Origin of the sequence: Limnohabitans sp. WS1 (assembly GCF_003063265.1) — a bacterium.
Taxonomy (GTDB): Bacteria; Pseudomonadota; Gammaproteobacteria; order Burkholderiales; family Burkholderiaceae_C; genus Limnohabitans_A.
In genome coordinates, this window is sequence record NZ_NERU01000015.1 from 25,104 (window position 1) to 43,561 (window position 18,458).

The 18,458-nt window shown below is 60.3% G+C and carries 20 protein-coding genes; 18 read left to right on the forward strand and 2 right to left on the reverse strand.

Going from position 1 to position 18,458, the window contains the following annotated elements; genetic code table 11:
* The first annotated feature begins 2 nt into the window (after positions 1–2).
* From glyQ to B9Z48_RS16330, 17 genes are all read left to right on the forward strand, one after another.
* Positions 3–908, forward strand: coding sequence for a glycine--tRNA ligase subunit alpha (glyQ, locus tag B9Z48_RS16250; protein ID WP_089952531.1), 906 nt, complete (start codon positions 3–5; stop codon positions 906–908).
* Between the two features lie 11 nt (positions 909–919).
* On the forward strand, positions 920–3,052 hold the full coding sequence (gene glyS, locus B9Z48_RS16255; RefSeq protein WP_108379888.1) for a glycine--tRNA ligase subunit beta: 2,133 nt from the start codon (positions 920–922) through the stop codon (positions 3,050–3,052).
* Between the two features lie 13 nt (positions 3,053–3,065).
* Positions 3,066–3,644: a D-glycero-beta-D-manno-heptose 1,7-bisphosphate 7-phosphatase gene (gene gmhB, locus B9Z48_RS16260; protein ID WP_108379771.1), complete on the forward strand. Its 579-nt coding sequence runs from the start codon at positions 3,066–3,068 to the stop codon at positions 3,642–3,644.
* Between the two features lie 13 nt (positions 3,645–3,657).
* Positions 3,658–4,410, forward strand: coding sequence for a 1-acyl-sn-glycerol-3-phosphate acyltransferase (locus B9Z48_RS16265; protein WP_108379773.1), 753 nt, complete (start codon positions 3,658–3,660; stop codon positions 4,408–4,410).
* A 180-nt stretch (positions 4,411–4,590) separates the two neighbouring features.
* Positions 4,591–5,346 carry a M48 family metallopeptidase gene (locus tag B9Z48_RS16270; RefSeq protein ID WP_368665926.1) on the forward strand — a complete coding sequence of 252 codons (756 nt, stop codon included), beginning with the start codon at positions 4,591–4,593 and terminating at the stop codon, positions 5,344–5,346.
* A 246-nt stretch (positions 5,347–5,592) separates the two neighbouring features.
* Positions 5,593–5,997, forward strand: coding sequence for a MerR family DNA-binding transcriptional regulator (locus B9Z48_RS16275; RefSeq protein WP_089951820.1), 405 nt, complete (start codon positions 5,593–5,595; stop codon positions 5,995–5,997).
* A 97-nt stretch (positions 5,998–6,094) separates the two neighbouring features.
* The gene (locus B9Z48_RS16280; RefSeq protein ID WP_233261164.1) at positions 6,095–6,529 is read left to right on the forward strand and encodes a PaaI family thioesterase; all 435 of its coding nucleotides are present in this window, start codon (positions 6,095–6,097) and stop codon (positions 6,527–6,529) included.
* Positions 6,530–6,638: 109 nt separating this feature from the next.
* Positions 6,639–7,820: an isovaleryl-CoA dehydrogenase gene (locus B9Z48_RS16285; RefSeq protein WP_053172384.1), complete on the forward strand. Its 1,182-nt coding sequence runs from the start codon at positions 6,639–6,641 to the stop codon at positions 7,818–7,820.
* A 29-nt stretch (positions 7,821–7,849) separates the two neighbouring features.
* Positions 7,850–8,503 (forward strand): carbonate dehydratase, encoded by a 654-nt coding sequence (gene can / locus B9Z48_RS16290; RefSeq protein WP_108379777.1) that lies wholly within the window; start codon positions 7,850–7,852, stop codon positions 8,501–8,503.
* A gap of 13 nt (positions 8,504–8,516) precedes the next feature.
* Positions 8,517–9,029 carry a hypothetical protein gene (locus tag B9Z48_RS16295; protein ID WP_108379779.1) on the forward strand — a complete coding sequence of 171 codons (513 nt, stop codon included), beginning with the start codon at positions 8,517–8,519 and terminating at the stop codon, positions 9,027–9,029.
* Positions 9,030–9,040: 11 nt separating this feature from the next.
* Entirely contained in the window at positions 9,041–10,225 is a 1,185-nt protein-coding gene (locus tag B9Z48_RS16300) for an acetyl-CoA C-acyltransferase (RefSeq protein ID WP_108379890.1), read from the forward strand.
* An 87-nt stretch (positions 10,226–10,312) separates the two neighbouring features.
* Positions 10,313–10,990 carry an SDR family oxidoreductase gene (locus B9Z48_RS16305; protein ID WP_108379781.1) on the forward strand — a complete coding sequence of 226 codons (678 nt, stop codon included), beginning with the start codon at positions 10,313–10,315 and terminating at the stop codon, positions 10,988–10,990.
* Between the two features lie 20 nt (positions 10,991–11,010).
* Complete coding sequence (locus B9Z48_RS16310; protein WP_108379892.1) at positions 11,011–12,138, forward strand: acyl-CoA dehydrogenase family protein; 1,128 nt, start codon at positions 11,011–11,013, stop codon at positions 12,136–12,138.
* A 49-nt stretch (positions 12,139–12,187) separates the two neighbouring features.
* Positions 12,188–13,579, forward strand: coding sequence for a Trk system potassium transporter TrkA (gene trkA / locus B9Z48_RS16315; protein ID WP_108379783.1), 1,392 nt, complete (start codon positions 12,188–12,190; stop codon positions 13,577–13,579).
* Between the two features lie 2 nt (positions 13,580–13,581).
* Entirely contained in the window at positions 13,582–15,054 is a 1,473-nt protein-coding gene (locus B9Z48_RS16320) for a TrkH family potassium uptake protein (RefSeq protein WP_108379785.1), read from the forward strand.
* A gap of 21 nt (positions 15,055–15,075) precedes the next feature.
* Positions 15,076–15,507 (forward strand): rhodanese-like domain-containing protein, encoded by a 432-nt coding sequence (locus B9Z48_RS16325; protein ID WP_108379787.1) that lies wholly within the window; start codon positions 15,076–15,078, stop codon positions 15,505–15,507.
* Between the two features lie 126 nt (positions 15,508–15,633).
* On the forward strand, positions 15,634–16,026 hold the full coding sequence (locus B9Z48_RS16330; RefSeq protein WP_108379789.1) for a YchJ family protein: 393 nt from the start codon (positions 15,634–15,636) through the stop codon (positions 16,024–16,026).
* On the opposite strand, the gene B9Z48_RS16335 is transcribed toward B9Z48_RS16330, so the two are convergent.
* Positions 16,002–16,418 (reverse strand): VOC family protein, encoded by a 417-nt coding sequence (locus tag B9Z48_RS16335; RefSeq protein WP_108379791.1) that lies wholly within the window; start codon positions 16,416–16,418, stop codon positions 16,002–16,004. The two genes, B9Z48_RS16330 and B9Z48_RS16335, sit on opposite strands and share 25 nt — an antisense overlap.
* 68 nt (positions 16,419–16,486) lie before the next feature.
* Between B9Z48_RS16335 and B9Z48_RS16340 the strand changes: the two genes are divergently transcribed.
* Complete coding sequence (locus tag B9Z48_RS16340; RefSeq protein ID WP_108379793.1) at positions 16,487–17,137, forward strand: HAD family phosphatase; 651 nt, start codon at positions 16,487–16,489, stop codon at positions 17,135–17,137.
* Between the two features lie 47 nt (positions 17,138–17,184).
* Here B9Z48_RS16340 and B9Z48_RS16345 read toward each other — a convergent pair whose 3' ends face one another.
* Positions 17,185–18,441 carry an ATP-binding protein gene (locus B9Z48_RS16345; protein WP_089952518.1) on the reverse strand — a complete coding sequence of 419 codons (1,257 nt, stop codon included), beginning with the start codon at positions 18,439–18,441 and terminating at the stop codon, positions 17,185–17,187.
* Positions 18,442–18,458: the final 17 nt, after the last annotated feature.

The following is an 18,458-nucleotide window of genomic DNA, read 5'->3' on the forward strand; positions in this document are numbered from 1 at the left end:
CCATGTTGACCTTCCAGCAAATCATTCTCAAATTGCAGCAGTACTGGGACGCCCAGGGCTGCGCCTTGCTTCAACCCTACGACATGGAAGTCGGTGCGGGCACCAGCCACACCGCCACGTTTTTGCGCGCCATCGGCCCCGAGCCATGGAAAGCCGCCTACGTGCAGCCCAGCCGCCGCCCCAAGGATGGCCGCTACGGAGAGAACCCCAACCGCCTGCAGCACTACTACCAGTTTCAGGTCGTTTTGAAGCCAGCTCCCAGCAACATTCTGGAGCTTTACCTGGGCTCGCTCGAAGCACTGGGCTTTGACCTCAAGAAAAACGACATTCGTTTTGTCGAAGACGATTGGGAAAACCCCACACTCGGCGCTTGGGGTCTGGGCTGGGAGGTGTGGTTGAACGGCATGGAAGTCACGCAGTTCACCTATTTCCAGCAAGTCGGCGGCATCGACTGCAAGCCGATCACGGGCGAGATCACCTACGGTTTGGAGCGCCTGGCCATGTATTTGCAAGGCGTGGACAACGTCTACAACCTGCAGTGGACCGACGGTTTGACCTACGGTGACGTGTACAAGCAAAACGAAGTCGAGCAATCGACCTACAACTTTGAGCACAGCGATGCCGAGTTTTTGTTCACCGCCTTTGGTGCGCACGAAAAGCAAGCCCAGCACCTCATGGGCGCACAGCTGGCGTTGCCTGCTTACGAGCAAGTGCTCAAGGCCGCACACACCTTCAACTTGCTGGACGCGCGTGGCGCGATCAGCGTGACCGAGCGCGCAGCCTACATCGGCCGCATCCGCAACCTGGCCCGCAGCGTGGCCCAGAGTTATTACGAAAGCCGCGAACGTCTGGACTTCCCGATGGCCCCGCGTGAATGGGTTGCCCAAATGCCCAAGAAAGCCGCGTGAGGGAGAACAACATGACGACACAAAATTTGCTGGTAGAACTGTTTGTGGAAGAGCTGCCGCCCAAGGCGCTCAACAAGTTGGGTGCGGCCTTTTCGGGCGTGTTGGCCGAACAACTCAAGGCCCAGGGCCTGGCCGCTGCCGACGCGGTGGTGATGGCGTTTGCCTCGCCCCGCCGCCTGGCCGCGCATGTGACCGGTGTGGCTGCACAAGCCGCCGACAAAGCCGTGCAGCAAAAGCTGATGCCCGTGGCCGTGGGCCTGGACGCAGCGGGCAACGCCACCCCCGCATTGCTGAAAAAACTGCAAGCCCTGGGCGCTGACGTGAGCGACCCGGCCGCCGCCGTGGCCGCGCTCAAACGTGCGCCTGATGGCAAGGCCGAAGCCTTGTTTTACGACAGCCTGCTGAAAGGCGCTTCATTGCAAGCGGGCCTGCAAAAAGCTTTGGAAGAAGCGCTGGCCAAGCTGCCGATCCCCAAGGTCATGCAGTACCAGCTGGAAACCGATTGCGAGCTGCCAGGCTGGAGCAGCGTGAATTTTGTGCGCCCCGCACACAGCCTGATCGCGCTGCACGGAAGCACCGTGGTGCCCGTTAAAGCGCTGGGTCTGACGGCTGGCAACAGCACCCAAGGCCACCGCTTTGAAGCCAAGGTTTCGCCCGTGGTCTTGCCGCACGCTGACCAATACGACGAAGTGCTCAAGCGCGACGGCTCGGTCATCGCCAGCTTCGCTGAGCGCCGTGCTGAGATCGTGCGCCAGCTGAACGCTGCTGCGGCCAAAGTGGGCAACGGTGCTCGTCCGATCGAAGATGAAGCCCTGCTGGACGAAGTGACCGCGCTGGTCGAACGCCCCAATGTGCTGACTTGCCAGTTCGAGACCGAGTTCTTGGGCGTGCCGCAAGAGTGCTTGATTCTGACGATGAAGGCCAACCAGAAATACTTCCCCTTGATCGATGCGTCAGGCAAGCTGACGAACCGGTTCTTGGTGGTGAGCAACATCAGCCCCGAGGATGCGTCGTTTGTGATCGGCGGCAACGAGCGCGTGGTGCGCCCGCGCCTGGCCGATGCCAAATTCTTCTTCGACCAGGACCGGAAAAAGACGCTCGAATCGCGCGTCGAAGGTCTGTCCAAAGTGGTTTATCACAACAAGCTCGGCACGCAGGGCGAGCGCATGGCGCGGGTTTGCGCCATCGCCCAAGCCATCGGCCAGCAAATGGGTGGCGATGCGCTGGCGCAGCAAGCCGAGCAGGCCGCACGCCTGGCCAAGACCGACTTGCTGACCGACATGGTGGGCGAATTCCCTGAATTGCAAGGCATCATGGGTGGCTACTACGCCCGCCACGACGGCCTGTCGGCCGAAGTGGCCGAGGCCGTTGAAGACCATTACAAACCCCGCTTTGCGGGTGACGAGTTGCCGCGTAACAACGTGGGTCTGGTGGTAGCGCTGGCCGACAAGCTCGAAACTCTGGTCGGGATGTTCGGCATCGGCAACGTGCCCACCGGCGACAAAGACCCGTTTGCACTGCGCCGCCACGCTTTGGGCGTGATCCGCATGCTGATCGAAAAAGACGTGGCGCTGGGCTTGCCGGAATTGTTGGCCCTGTCGATCCTCGTGTTTGGCGACAAGATTTCGGGCAAGGCCGATGCGCTGATCGACTTCATCTACGATCGCCTGGCCGGAAGCCTGCGCGAGCAAGGCTTCAGCGCGCAAGAGGTTGACGCCGTCATGGCCCTGCGCCCAGCCCGCTTGGGTCAGGTCAGCCAGTTTTTGTCGGCCGTGCGTTCTTTTGCCGCCTTGCCTGAAAGCCCCGCTTTGGCTGCAGCCAACAAGCGCATCGGCAACATCCTGAAAAAAGCCGGTGAGGTGGACGCCCACGTCAACCCCGCCTTGCTGCAGGAAGACGCCGAAAAGGGCCTGTACGCCGCGATGCAAAAGTTGTTGCCTGAGTCCGAGGCGCAGTTCAAGGCGGGCGACTACACCGCCAGCCTGCAAACCTTGGCCGCGCTGCGCGCCCCGGTGGACGCTTTCTTTGACGACGTGATGGTCAACGCCGAAGCCATGGACCTGCGCTTGAACCGTCAGGGCCTGCTGAAAAGCCTGCATGTGGCCATGAACCGTGTGGCCGATTTGTCGCGTCTGGCGGCCTGATGCGCACACGGCCATGAATGCCAATCTGAAGCTCGTGATTCTGGACCGGGACGGGACCATCAACCGGACCGGGGACGAGTTTGTCAAGTCTCCCCAAGCCTGGGAGCCGCTGCCGGGTGCCTTGGAGGCCATCAGCCGACTGAACCATGCGGGTTTTCATGTGGTTTTGGCCACCAACGAGTCGGGCTTGGGGCGGGGTTTGTTTGACATGGCGGCGTTCAACGAGGTGCACAGCCATTTGATCAAGAAGCTGGCGGCGGTAGGCGGACGGATTGATGCCTTTTTTTATTGCCCGCATACTGCCGAAGAGGCTTGCACTTGCCGCAAACCTTTGCCGGGTCTTTTCTTGCAAATTTCAGAACGCTACGGTGTTGACCTGACGGGTGTTCCGTGCATTGGCAACAGTCTGAGCGACATGCAAGTGGCCGCCATTTCAGCGTGTGTGCCGCATTTGGTGCTGAGCGGTCGTCATCCAGAGTGGCTGGGTCAGACGCTGCCTCCAGAGTTTCCCTCTAACACCTGTGTGCATCGAGACTTGGCCGCTTGCGTTGATCACTTGTTGGGGCCTGATCCAGCCCGTGCCTCACATTGACCTGTAGCAAACCATGAACTTTTTACGCTCTCTTGTTCACATCGTGTGGATGGCCATCACAGTCATCCCTTGGGCGCTGTTTGTGGTGGCGATTTCGTACTTTGTCAGCAGCACCCGTTTGTACTGGATTTGTGCCGCTTGGTTGCGCTTGGCGGTGAACAGCGGCACCTGGATTTTGGGCATTCAAAACCGTATCCAAGGCATGGAAAACCTGCCCCAGGGCAGCAAGGATCCTGCAGTTTTACTGGTCAAGCACCAGTCCACCTGGGAGACGTTTGTCATGCCCGCCATCATGCCCCACCCCTTGGCTTATGTATTCAAAAAAGAACTGCTGAGTGTGCCCTTTTTTGGTTGGGCCATGGGTCGTCTGGACATGATTCACATTGACCGCAAGCAGCGTTCACGCGCCTTTGCCAAGGTGGTGCAGCAAGGTCGCCGCCTCATGCAAGAAGGTGTTTGGGTCATCATGTTTCCAGAGGGCACGCGCATCCCACGCGGTCAAAAAGGTGAGTACAAAAGCGGTGGTGCGCGTTTGGCCATCGCAGCAGGCGTGCCGGTGATTCCGATTGCTGTGACCTCGGCGCGTTGCTGGCCCACGCGCGCCTTTGTCAAGACACCCGGTGTGGTGGACATTTCGATTGGCAAAGCCATTGCCAGCGAAGGCCGAAGCGCCGAAGAGCTGATGCTGGAAGTCGAGCGTTGGATCGAGTCTGAAATGCACCGACTCGACCCGGAGGCCTACCCCTTGGTTTCGGCCGTCCAATAAAAGGACAGGCGACCCGGCATGCGAGCGCCTTTGCAATTTGTGCTGGACTTTTTCACGGGGAGTGACCCGGTTGGGCGGCCAGCGCGGTCTGTGCCTAATGCTCTACCCTTAGAGCCTGCTGTACCCAAAAACCCTGCGAGCGCATCGATTTCCCCCGAGCAGACCCTCGGTGGACCTTCTTTGCCACAGATTGGATTCACCCACCCTGCAGCCAATCGCCATGCCCAATTTCAGGATGTGCATGTGGCTTACCGGCTTGAGCGGTCACGCCGCAAAAGCATTGGCTTTCAGGTCGGGGCAGATGGTTTGGTCGTGCGCGCTCCGAGTTGGATCACTTTGCGCGAAGTGGATGCGGCAGTTCAGGAAAAAAGCGCATGGATTGTCACCAAACTGCAGCAATTCAAAGATCGGCAGACGGAACAATTTCAAAAAGCCATCGAATGGCGGCACGGCGCAGATGTGCCATTTTTGGGGCGTACGCTCCAACTGTGCGTTTTGGAACGGGGACTTGGGCGGCTGAACGGGCAAGACCTTCATCCGGATCAGGTGCTGCCCGTGACAGTGCCCCCCGGCGCCTCGGTGACCCAGGTGCGCGATGCTGCGCAGGTCTGGCTCAAAAAACAGGCCAAAAGCTTGTTCGAGCAGCGCCTGCAGCACTTCGCACCGCAATTGGGGGTGAATTGGTCCAAGCTCAGTTTGTCCAGTGCCAGCACACGTTGGGGCAGCGCCCGAACCGACGGGCATATTCGTTTGAACTGGCGACTGATCCACTTGCCGATGGGGCAGATCGATTACGTGGTGGTCCACGAATTGGCGCACCTGCGCGAGATGAACCACAGCCCACGGTTTTGGGACACCGTTGCCGAAGTCATGCCCGACTATGCCCAGCGGCGCAAAGCCTTGCGCCAAGCGCCAGTGGATCTGAAAGAAGATTGAGCCCCACCTCGGTGTTTTGCCTTGTGTCAAGCGCTCCAGCGTTGGCAAACCTGCCCAAAGCTTCTTCGCGCCCAGAGTGATACGGCTTTCTGGGGTGTTGCGCTGACCGTCCCCTCCGGGTGGAAAAAGCCAAGGGCTTTCGGTTAGCATGCGAACGTTGACGTTGACGTTAACGTCAATATGAAATCCTGTTGGGTGGGGCTGGAAACGCGCCTCCCGACACAAGCAAGGTGAGGACCCTCCGCCATGGCGAACCAATACACGATCAGCGATTTGGCCCAAGAATTTGACCTGACCACCCGCGCCATCCGTTTTTACGAAGACATGGGTTTGCTGGAGCCGGAGCGCTCCGGCCCAGGCGGGCGCAACCGGGTGTATTCGGCGCGTGACCGAACACGGCTCAAACTCACCTTGCGGGCCAAGCGCTTGGGTTTATCGCTCAACGAGGCCAAGGACCTCATTGACATGTACGACAGCCCGCGCGACACCATGCCGCAATTGAAGAAATTCCTGGTCGTATTGGCCGAGCACCGCCAGCAACTCGAATCTCAATTGGCCGACCTGCAAGCCACACTGGACGAGGTCAAGGCCCATGAAAAAGAAACCCGAAGTTTGCTGACCAAGGCCACCAAAGCCGCTCAAACGGCTTGAGTTCCGGGAAACCCCAAACCATCAGACTGGCTGTTTTTAATTGACGTTTACGTAAACGTCAATTAAAGTCACGGCTTCATCGATGACAGGAATTGTTGTGACCTCAACTGCAACCCCCCACCAGCGCGTCGCCCAGAGCCTTGAGCGTCAAGGCATGATGAACCATTTGGGGGTGCGCCTGCTTTCGGCCGTGGTCGGCCAAGTCGAATTGGCGGTGCCCTACAGCGACAAGGTGACACAGCAACAAGGCGGTTTTCACGGCGGTGCCATTGGCGCGTTGGCGGACATCGCGGCCGGTTACGCTGCACTGACCGTGGCACCAGAAGGCATGGAGGTCACCACCGTGGAATACAAGATCAACTTCCTGTCCAACTTTCAAGGCGGCGAGATTCGCGCCATCGGCCGCGTCACCAAAGCGGGCAAACGCATCATCGTGACCACCGCCGAAGTGGTGCACATCGACGACAGCGGCCAACGCTCGGACTGTGCCGTGATGCAGTCGACGCTGGTGCCTGTGCCTAAAACTTACTAGTTGGTTCGTTGTTCAGCGTTGGGCGTTGAGCGTTCAGCGTGGACACCCAACGCCACTGTACAAACAACCCAAGCCCAAAGCCCAACACTCAACGCTTAACGGAGAAACCATGAACAACCTGCCCGGCCTGAACTTCCAACTCGGTGAAGACATCGACGCCCTGCGCGACGCGGTACGCGACTTTGCGCAAGCCGAAATCGCCCCCCGCGCGGCCGAAATCGACCGCAATGACCAGTTCCCCATGGACCTGTGGCGCAAGATGGGTGACCTGGGCGTGCTGGGCATCACCGTGGGCGAAGAGTACGGCGGCGCGAACATGGGCTATCTGGCACACATGATCGCCATGGAAGAAATCTCCCGTGCCAGCGCCTCTGTGGGCCTGAGCTACGGTGCGCATTCCAACCTGTGTGTCAACCAGATCAAGCGCAACGGCACGCCTGAGCAGCGCGCCAAATACCTGCCCAAGCTGATCAGTGGTGAGCACGTCGGTGCCTTGGCCATGTCCGAACCCGGTGCGGGCTCGGACGTGCTGAGCATGAAGCTCAAGGCCGAAGACAAGGGCGGCTACTACCTGCTCAACGGCTCCAAGATGTGGATCACCAACGGCCCGGACGCCGACACCCTGGTGGTGTATGCCAAGAGCGAGCCAGAACTCGGTGCGCGTGGCGTGACGGCCTTTTTGATCGAAAAGGGCATGAAGGGGTTTTCCATTGCGCAAAAGCTCGACAAGCTGGGCATGCGCGGCAGCCACACGGGTGAGCTGGTGTTCAACAACGTGGAGGTTCCCGCCGAGAACATTCTGGGTGGCCTGAACAACGGTGCCAAGGTGCTGATGAGCGGCCTGGACTACGAACGCGCTGTGCTCACGGGCGGCCCCCTGGGCATCATGCAGGCCGTCATGGACAACGTGATCCCCTACATCCACGACCGCAAGCAATTTGGACAAAGCATTGGCGAGTTCCAGCTGATCCAGGGCAAAGTGGCCGACATGTACACCGTGCTGCAAGCCGGTCGCAGCTTCGCCTACACCGTGGCCAAAAACCTGGACCTGCTGGGCACAGAACATGTGCGCCAGGTGCGCAAGGACTGCGCCAGCGTCATTTTGTGGACGGCCGAAAAAGCCACCTGGATGGCGGGCGAGGGCGTGCAGATTTTTGGTGGCAACGGCTACATCAACGAATACCCGCTGGGCCGTTTGTGGCGCGACGCCAAGCTGTACGAAATCGGTGCGGGCACGAGCGAAATCCGCCGCATGCTGATCGGACGCGAGCTGTTTTCGGAAACCTGCTGAGGTTACTGCTGCACTGCGACAATTGACGCATGAGCCATTCACTTCAGCACCTTTTTGACAACAACCGCGCCTGGGCGCAGAGCATGGTCCGTCAGGACCCGGCGTATTTCTCGCGCCTGGCCAACCAGCAAAACCCCAAGTATTTGTGGATCGGCTGCTCCGACAGCCGCGTTCCTGCCAACCAGATCACGGGTTTGGACCCCGGCGAGGTGTTTGTGCACCGCAACGTGGCCAATGTGGTGGTGCACTCGGACCTGAACGCGTTGTCGGTCATCCAGTACGCGGTGGATGCGCTCAAGGTTGAGCACATCATGGTCGTGGGTCACTACGGCTGTGGCGGTGTGCTGGCCACGCTGCGGGGCATGCGTGTGGGCCTGGCTGACAATTGGCTGCGCCATGTTCACGATGTCAAGGTGCGCCACCGCCGCCGACTGGATCACCTCACGGTGCCCGAGCAAGAAGACGCCCTGTGCGAGATGAACGTGATCGAACAGGTGGGCAACGTGGCCTTGACCAATGTGGTGCAAGACGCTTGGTCGCGCGGGCAAAAGCTCAGCGTGCACGGCTGGTGCTATGGCCTCAAGGACGGCCTGGCCAAAGACTTGGGCGTCAGCATGAGCGGTGCCCATGAGGTGGTGGATGTGTTCCGCAGCGCCTTCAAGCGCTACCCCCGGGGCGTCTGATCGTCATGTGCCTATGAGCTTGGCTGAACTTCTGGAGATGGGCAGTTATGCGGTGACCGTGTTCGGTCTGCCCTATGCCGTCTGGGTGTTCTGTCTGGAGCAGCGCAAGGAGCGCGAGAACGAAGAAGAAGAGGCCTACCAGCACCTCTCTGACGCCTACAACGATTTCCTGAAAGTTGTGCTGGACCACGCTGATCTGCAGCTGCGCAGTCAGCACGCCCTGCACAATCCCACACCTGACCAAAAAGAGCGCATGTTGACCATTTTCGACATGCTGATCGCCTTGTTCGAGCGGGCCTACCTGATCGCCTTTCGCGACAACATGGGTGCCACCGAACAGCGGCGCTGGAACTCTTGGGACGACTACATGCGCGAGTGGTGCAGGCGCGACGACTTCCGTTTGGCCCTGCCACTCTTGCTGCGCGGCGAAGACCCCGACTTCGTGGCCTACATCCGCCGCATCGCCGCAGAAGAAACCGGCGAACACCTCATCATTGCCGACATCCACAAAGACATACCCACTTGAAAGGCTTCACCATGTCACACGACCCCATCGTCATCGTCAGCGCTGCCCGCACCCCCATGGGCAGCTTCCAGGGCGACTTCTCGCCACTGGCCGCCCACGACCTGGGTGGTGCCGCCATCAAAGCCGCTGTCGAGCGCGCAGGCATCAGCCCTGAGCTGGTCACCGAAGTGCTGTTTGGCAACTGCCTGATGGCCGGCCAAGGCCAGGCTCCGGCACGGCAGGCGGGCTTCAAGGGCGGTTTGCCCAAGAGCGCGGGCGCGGTCACTTTGTCCAAAATGTGCGGCTCCGGCATGCGCGCGGCCATGTTCGCGCACGACATGCTGGTGGCCGGCACACACGACGTGCTGGTGGCTGGCGGCATGGAGAGCATGACCAATGCGCCCTACCTCATGCTCAAGGGCCGAGGCGGCTACCGCATGGGCCACGACCGCATCTTTGACCACATGATGCTCGACGGCCTAGAAGACGCTTACGAGCCCGGCCGCAGCATGGGCACCTTTGGCGAAGACTGCGCGGCCAAGTACAGCTTCACCCGCGCCGAGCAAGACCACTTCGCCACCACCAGCGTGCAGCGCGCCAAGGCCGCCACTGAGTCGGGCGCCTTTGCCACCGAGATCACGCCCGTCACGGTGAAAGACCGCAGCGGCGAACGCGTGGTGTCCATCGACGAAGGCCCGGGCAAAGTCAAGCTCGACAAGATCACTTCATTGAAGCCTGCCTTCAAGAAAGACGGCACCATCACCGCCGCCAGCAGCTCGTCCATCAACGACGGCGCAGCGGCCATGGTGCTCATGCGCGAGAGCACAGCAGCCAAGTTGGGCTGCAAGCCCTTGGCCCGCATCGTGAGCCACGCCACCCACGCCCAAGAGCCCGAGTGGTTTGCCACTGCACCCGTGGGCGCGACCCAAAAGGCGCTGGCCAAAGCGGGCTGGACAGTCGAAGACGTCGACCTGTGGGAAGTCAACGAAGCCTTTGCCGTGGTGCCCATGGCGCTCATGAAAGAGCTGAACGTGTCGCACGACAAGGTCAATGTGAATGGCGGCGCTTGTGCCCTGGGTCACCCGATTGGCGCATCCGGTGCGCGCATCATGGTCACGCTGATCCACGCCCTCAAAGCCCGTGGCCTCAAAAAAGGCCTGGCCACGCTGTGCATCGGTGGTGGCGAAGGCACGGCCGTGGCGCTGGAATTGGTCTAACGCATCCCTTGTAGGAGCGACGCCCTCGTCGCGATGAATCACCTAACCATTCGCGACGAGGGCGTCGCTCCTACAAAACACAAAACCATGACCACTGTTCTCCTGATAGGCGCCTCACGCGGCATCGGCTTTGAACTGGCCCGCCAGTACCTCGCTGAGGGCTGGCGCGTGATCGCCACTGCCCGCTCTGACGAAGGCATCGCGAGCCTGAAGGCCTTGGGTGCTCAAACCCTGCGCCTCGATGTGGCCAATCCGGCCAGCAACTCAGGCCTGTCCTGGCAGCTCGATGGCGAAAAAGTTGATCTGGCCATCTATGTGGCAGGAGCCATGGACCGTGCCTCAGCCAGCACCCTACCCACCCGCGACAGCTTTGACGCGGTGATGCACACCAACGTGATGGGCGCGATGCAGGTCATCCCGCAAATCGTGCCCATGGTGCAAGAGACACGCGGCGTGATCGCCTGCATCAGCTCCATCATGGGCAGCATGCAAGAGACCACGAGCGGCAACGCCGCGCTGTACCGCGTGAGCAAGGCTGCCCTCAACATGGTGGTGCGATGCACCCAGGCCGAGCAGCCGGACATCACCGTGCTGGCCATCCACCCCGGCTGGGTGCAGACCGACATGGGCGGATCAGCGGCACCGCTGACAACCCGGCAAAGCGCAGCCAGCCTGCGTCAGACGCTGAACCACGTCCTTGAACAACGTGACCCCAAACACCGGGGCGCATTTTTGAACCATGACGGCAGCACGCTGCCCTGGTGACCCCACAAAGAAAGACCGACATGCTGCTGACCCCCGACCAAGAAATGATCCGCGACGCCGTGCGCGACTTTGCCCAGCGCGAGCTGTGGCCCCATGCCGCCGAGTGGGACAAGAAGCACCACTTTCCCAAAGAAGCGCACAAGGGCCTGGCCGAGCTGGGGGCGTACGGCATTTGTGTGCCCGAAGAATTGGGCGGCGCGGGCCTGGACTATGTGACGCTGGCGCTGGTGCTCGAAGAAATCGCGGCCGGTGACGGCGGCGTCAGCACCACCATCAGCGTGACCAACTGCCCCGTCAACGCTATTTTGATGATGTACGGCAACGCCGCGCAAAAAGCGAAGTGGCTCACGCCGCTGGCCCAAGGCCAGATGCTGGGTGCGTTTTGCCTGACCGAGCCGCATGTGGGCTCGGACGCCTCGGCCCTGCGCACCACGGCCGTGAAAGACGGCGACGAGTACGTGATCAACGGCGTCAAGCAGTTCATCACCAGCGGCCAACACGGCGATGTGGCGGTGGTGATTGCCGTGACCGACAAGGGTGCGGGCAAGAAAGGCATGAGCGCTTTCCTCGTGCCCACCAGCGCCCCGGGTTATGTGGTGGCGCGCCTCGAAGACAAGCTGGGCCAACACAGCAGCGACACTGCGCAGATCAACTTCGACAACTGCCGCATCCCCGCCGAAAACCTGATCGGCCAAGAGGGCGAGGGCTACAAGATCGCCCTGTCGTCTTTGGAGGGCGGGCGCATCGGCATCGCTGCGCAAAGCCTGGGCATGGCACGCAGCGCTTTGGATGTGGCGATCGACTACGCCAAGCAGCGCGAGAGCTTTGGCACGTCCATCTTCAATCACCAGGCGGTGGGGTTCCGTCTGGCCGACTGCGCCACACAGCTCGAAGCGGCACGCCAGCTGATTTGGCATGCGGCCAGCTTGCGCGACGCAGGAAGGCCTTGCCTCAAAGAAGCGGCCATGGCCAAGCTGTTTGCCAGCGAAGCAGCCGAAAAAGTCTGCTCCGCCGCCATCCAGACCCTGGGCGGCTACGGCTATGTGAGCGACTTTCCGGTCGAGCGCATTTACCGCGATGTGCGTGTTTGCCAGATTTACGAAGGCACCAGCGACGTTCAGAAAATCATCATCCAGCGCGCACTTTGAGCGCCTGAATGGCCGGTTGGCGCCGACCCTTCACGTATCATCGCGGCCCATGAACATCATCATCTTGGGCGCGGGGCGTGTGGGCGAAAGCGTCGCGGAAAGCCTGGTTTCAGAGCAAAACGACATCACCGTCATCGACCAAGACCCCGAGCGCTTGCGTCTGTTGCAAGAGCGGCTGGATTTGCGCGGCGTGGTGGGCAACGGCATTCAGCCCTCGGTGCTGCAAGAAGCGGGGGCACAAGATGCCGACATGCTGATTGCCTGTGCGGCGGCCGACGAGTCGAACCTGGTGGTTTGCAAGATCGCCCACGATGTGTTCAACGTGCCCACCACCATCGCCCGCCTGCGTTCACCCGAGTTCAACGAGGGCGACGAGTTGCTGGGCAAATCCGGTTTTGCGGTGGACCATGTGATCTGCCCTGAAGAGTCGGTCACGCGCTACATCGAACAACTCATCCAGTACCCCGAGGCCTTGCAGGTGCTCGAATTTGCCGAGGGCCGCGTCAGCCTGATCGTGGTGCGTGCGGCGGCCGACAGCCTGCTGGTGAACCACACCATCGCTGAGTTTCGCGACAGATTGCCCAATGCCGAGATGCGTGTGGTGGCCCTCTATCGCCAGGATGCACTGGTGGAAGCCTTGCCCGAGACCCGCATCCTGCCCGGCGACGAGGTGTTTGTGTTGGCCGACACCCAAACGATACCGATCGTGTTGGCGGCCATGCACAAGACCGATCAACCTGTGCGGCGACTGATGGTGGCTGGGGGTGGCAAAGTGGGCCTGCGCTTGGCCCGCAATGTGGCAGACCGTTACGAGGTCAAACTGATCGAGCGCGACAAAAAACGCTGTGAATACCTGGCCAGCCAATTGCCTTCGCGCACGCTGGTCTTGCATGGCGATGGTGCGGATGAAGACCTGCTGCACGAAGAAAACGTCGGGGCGATGGACTTGTTTCTCGCGCTCACCAGCGACGACGAGGACAACATCATGTCGGCCATGCTGGCCAAACGCATGGGCGCACGGCGCGTCATGGCCTTGATCAACCGCCGCGCTTATGCCGACATGATGCAAGGCAGCACAATTGACATCGCGATCTCACCTGCGCAAACCGTCATCGGCGAGTTGTTGGCGCACCTGCGCCGGGGCGATGTGGCGGCGGTGCACAGCCTGCGCCGGGGCGCAGCAGAAGCGCTGGAGGGCATTGCGCGCGGCGACATCAAGACTTCCAAGCTGGTGGGGCGGCGGGTTGAGGAAATCAAGCTGCCCCGAGGTGTGAGCATGGGGGCCATTGTGCGTGGCGAGGGCAAAAAATCCGAAGTGCTGATGCCGCACCACGACACCCTGATCGAAGCCGACGACCACATCATCTTGTTCATTCCCAACAAGCGCGATGTGCGTGCGGTGGAAAAACTCTTTCAGGTCAGCGCGACCTTCTTTGGCTGATCATGCTTGTCTACCGTGTCGCCCCTGTGTTGGGCAAGATCGTTTTGGTGTTTGTGCTGACCTTGCTGGTGCCGCTGACCCTGTCCATGGTTTTGGCGGATGGTGCGACCAGTGCCTATGCCATCACCATGGGGGTGTGCGCGTTGGTCGGTTTGTCTTTGTCGGCGCTGGGTCGGCACGGCGTGCGAGCCGATGAGTTGCAGTCACGCGATGGCATTTTGTTGGTCGGCCTGGTTTGGACCTTGCTGCCGCTGATCGCGTGTTTGCCCTTTTTGTTGCACTTTGCGCAGACACCTCAACCCTTGAGCTTTTCAGGGGCATATTTCGAAGCCATGTCAGCGCTCACCACCACGGGCTCAACAGTGATTGTGGGCTTGGACCATTTGCCTGCATCGATCAACATGTGGCGTTGTTTCTTGCAGTGGTTGGGGGGCATGGGCATTTTGGTGCTGGCCGTGGCCATCTTGCCCTTGCTGGGTGGGGGCGGCAGCCAATTGTTCCGAGCTGAAGCCACCGGCCCCATGAAAGACAGCAAGCTCACCCCGCGCATCACCGAAACCGCCAAAGGCTTGTGGACGGTGTATTGCCTGCTATCAGTGGCTTGTTTACTGGCCTACCGGTGGGGGGGCATGACCTGGCTGGATGCTTGGGCCCACATGTTCACCACCCTCAGCCTGGGCGGCTTGTCCACCCACGATGCGAGTTTTGGCTTTTTCAATTCGCCCTTGCTGGAGTGGATCGCGATCGTGTTCATGCTTTTGGCCAGCTGCAATTTCGCGCTGTATTTTGTCGCCCTGGTCAAGCGCCAGCCTTTAAAAGTGCTGCGTGATCCCGAGTGGCGGGCATCGATTGGCTTGCTGGTGGGTGTCAGTTTGATGATCGCCGCTTTGCTGTGGTTCAAAGGCCACCCCGCCGACCTGGCTGACATCATCCGCATGAGTCTTTTTAATGTCATCTCGATTGGTTCTACCACGGGCTATGCCACGGTGGATTACACCCAGTGGCCTGTTTTTGCGCCCATCGTGATGATCATTTTGTCTGGCATTGCCACCAGCGCAGGCTCCACGGGAGCGGGCATCAAAATGGCTCGCTTGGTGATTTTGATCAAACAGGCGCGCCGTGAAATGCGGGCCATCATCCATCCTCGCGCCGTTCAGCCGGTGACCTTGGCGGGGCATCCGGTAGACAACCGGACCATTTTTTCCGTACTCGGTTTCATGCTCATGTATGGCGGAACCATCATCGTTTTGACATTGCTGCTTTTGTTAACGGACATGCCCTTTGAGACAGCCTTCAGTGCTGTGGTGGCCAGTGTGAACAACATGGGGCCGGGCTTGAACGAAGTCGGCCCGGCAGGCAATTACGCCAGTTTGTCACCCACGCAATTGTGGATTTGCACACTGGCCATGCTCTTGGGGCGTTTGGAGATTTTGTCCTTTCTGGTCATCCTCACCCCCGGCTTTTGGCGTAAATGAAGTTTGATCAAGGAGATAGACATGCCCATCACCAAAGGATTTCAGGCGCTTGTGGACGAGGCCATGGCCGAGGTCACGACGCACAGTGTCGCCACCGTTCGCGACCGCATGAGCGACCCTAACGTGCAAATTGTGGACATCCGCGACCCGCGCGAACTGGAGCGTGAAGGCACGGTGCCCGGGGCTTTGCTGGCGCCACGCGGCATGCTCGAATTTTGGGTGGACCCGGCTTCGCCTTACTTCAAGCCGGTGTTCGCTGACGAGAGCAAGCAGTTCATCTTGTTTTGCGGCGCAGGATGGCGCAGCGCCCTGGCCACCAAAACCCTGCAAGACATGGGCATGACCAATGTGGCCCACATCGACGGCGGATTCGCCGCCTGGAAAAAAGCAGCAGCGCCCATGGCCACGCTGGAGCAGCACAAGGCCGAAAGCGCGGCCCGCAAAGGCGCGTGATGCCTGATGCCTGATGCCTGATGCCTGATGCCTGATGCCTGATTTTGTAGGTCGGCGGCTTCAGCCCCGACATGCCGGACCACTCAGGTTGGTCGGGGCTGAAGCCATCGACCTGCAAAAGAGCCCATGAAATTGACACACTGCCCCTGTGGCCGCACCAACCCCAAAGGCCAAGCACTGAGCTTGGATGCTTGCTGCGGCCCGCACCACGCCAACCAGAACGCCCCCGATGCCGAGCGCCTCATGCGCTCGCGCTACAGCGCCTTTGTGCTGGGTGACGTCCCGTATCTCTTGGCCACTTGGCATAGCAGCCGGCGCCCTGCCGAGCTGACGCTTGAAACAGGAGGCAAGTGGTTGGGTTTGGAGATCAAGCAGCACCGGGTGACAGGCGCTGACACCGCCGAGGTCGAATTTGTCGCGCGCTTTCGGGTGGGCGGCAAAGCGGTGCGCCAGCACGAACGCAGCCGCTTTGTGCGCGAGGATGGTCGCTGGTTTTATGTGGATGGCGACGTGCTCTGAGCTTTCGCCTCGTACAACTCCAAAGGCAATCCGTCCGGGTCGGCAAAAAACACGAATCGTTGCCCCGTGTATTCGTCGGTGCGAATGTCCTCAAGGCCAACGCCATGCGCCTGCAGGTACAACGCCCATTCGCTGACATTGGCCACGGCAAACGCCAGGTGCCGCAAACCTTGCGCTTCGGGGTAGCTGGGGCGCGGCGGCGCACCCTTGAAAGAAAACAATTCAATTTGACCGCCATCGGGCAAGGCCAGATCCAGTTTCCAGGAGTCGCGTGTGGCACGGAAATTTTCAGCCAAAATTTTCAGGCCCAGCACTTGGCTGTAAAAGCGTTTGGAACGTTCGTAGTCCGAGCAGATGATGGCCGTGTGGTGGATGCGAAGCAGGTCGGGCATGGTGTGTGTTTTTGGGGTCTATCCGAGCCCGTAGTTTGCCTTGTACCCATGGCTTTATGATCTCCGTCATGAACTTTGAAGCCATTTTGTTTGACTGCGACGGCGTGCTGGTGGACAGCGAAGCCATCACCTGCGGCGTGCTGCGTGACATGTTTGAAGAGCAAGGCTGGCGCATGACGCTGGCCGAGTGCATGCAGCGCTTTGTGGGCCACACCGTCAAAAGCCAGCGCAGCGTGATCGAAGCGCACACCGGCGTGCCGCTCACCGATGCGTGGCTGGAACAGTTTTTTGCCCGGCGCAACGAGCGCTTGACGCAAAGCATCACCGCCATCGAAGGCGTGCACGAAGCCGTGGCGCACCTGCACGACCACTGCCAGGGCCGCATCGCGGTGGCTTCGGGGGCAGACCGCTTCAAGGTCGAGATGATGCTCAAGCAAGTCGGCCTGATCCACTTTTTTGAAGGCCGCATTTTCAGCGGCCATGAGATGCCGCGCAGCAAACCGCACCCTGATGTGTACCTGGCCGCTGCCGCGCACTTGCAAATTGAACCGACGCGCTGCTTGGTCATTGAAGACACCACCGTGGGCATCACGGCGGGCGTGGCTGCTGGAGCCACGGTGTGGGCTTATGCGCCACCAGGCGCTGACGCCCATGCCCTGCGCCAGGCCGGTGCGGCGCAGGTGTTTGAGCACATGCGGGGATTGCGCTTGGGGTCATGAGCGCGGGGAAGGTTCAGGCGGAATGGCTCAAGCTTGCAACTGATCGTTCATCGCCATAAAAGAGAGACAGGACCTGCATGCAGTTGCGCGTCAAACGGTGTGATGCGGTCATGGTCATGGAGTACAAGTCCATGTAAAAACTTATCGCCGACTGCGGCCTGAAGTTGGCGTAGCCCTCTCAAATCGACGTTGCGCACCGTGGCCGATGCTTTGACTTCAATGCCAACCACACGCCCCTGTGGGTCTTCAATGACCAAGTCCACTTCGTCTTGGTTTTTGCTGCGAAAGTGTGAAACGCGCAGCCGCTTGTCGGACCAGGTGACGAGCTTGAGCACTTCGGAGACCACGAAATTTTCCAACAATGGTCCCCAACTCACGCGCTCGGGTGAGGCGTCTTTTTTCAATGTCTCGGCCGTGGCGCTGCGCAGTGCTGCAAGCAAGCCGGTGTCCAAAAAATGCAGCTTGGGCGTTTTCGTCAATCGGCTGATCGCATGGCTTGACCACGGGGGTATTTGGCGCAGTAAAAACAATCGCTCCAAAATGCCCACATATTTCTGTGCGGTCGGAGATGTCAGCCCCAGCGCGGCGCCGTAACTGCTGTGGTTCACCATTTGCCCTGCGTGCGCCGCCAGCATGTTCAAAAGGCGCGGCATGCGGTCGAGCTGGTCGATGTGGGCGATGTCACGCACATCGCGATCGAGGATCAAGGCCACATAGTCCAAGAGCCAGGCTTGGCGGCGACCCACCGTTGAGCGTCGCAGTGCTTCTGGGTAACCGCCTTTGAGCACCAAATCCATCAGATCATGGCCCACCACAGGCATGCCCACATCGGGCAAGCCTTGGCCGTCAAACAAACGGTCCAACAAATCGCCTGGCGTGGCGGCCAACTCGGCTTGCGCGAAGGGCAACAGTGTGACGACCTCTAAACGACCCGCCAAAGAGTCGGCAACCAAAGGCATGGCCATGAGGTTGGTGGAGCCGGTGAGTAGAAAGCGACCTGGCCTTGTGTCCTTGTCCACACTCTCTTTGATGGCCAACAAGAGATCGGGTGCGCGTTGAACTTCATCGATCACGGCTTGACTCAAGCCCCGTACAAAACCTGTGGGGTCGGCACGAGCAGCAGACAAAGTGGCGGGGTCGTCCAAGGTGATGAAAGGGCGAGCAGGGTTTGCGTACCGTCGCGCCAGTGTGGTTTTGCCTGCTTGGCGAGGGCCCACGATCAGCACCACGCGCGTGTCCTCTAGCGCGACGGCCACTTTGGCTTGAACGAAGCGTCGGATCTCTGACTCATTCGGGCGTGACATAGGGGTGGGCATGTGGC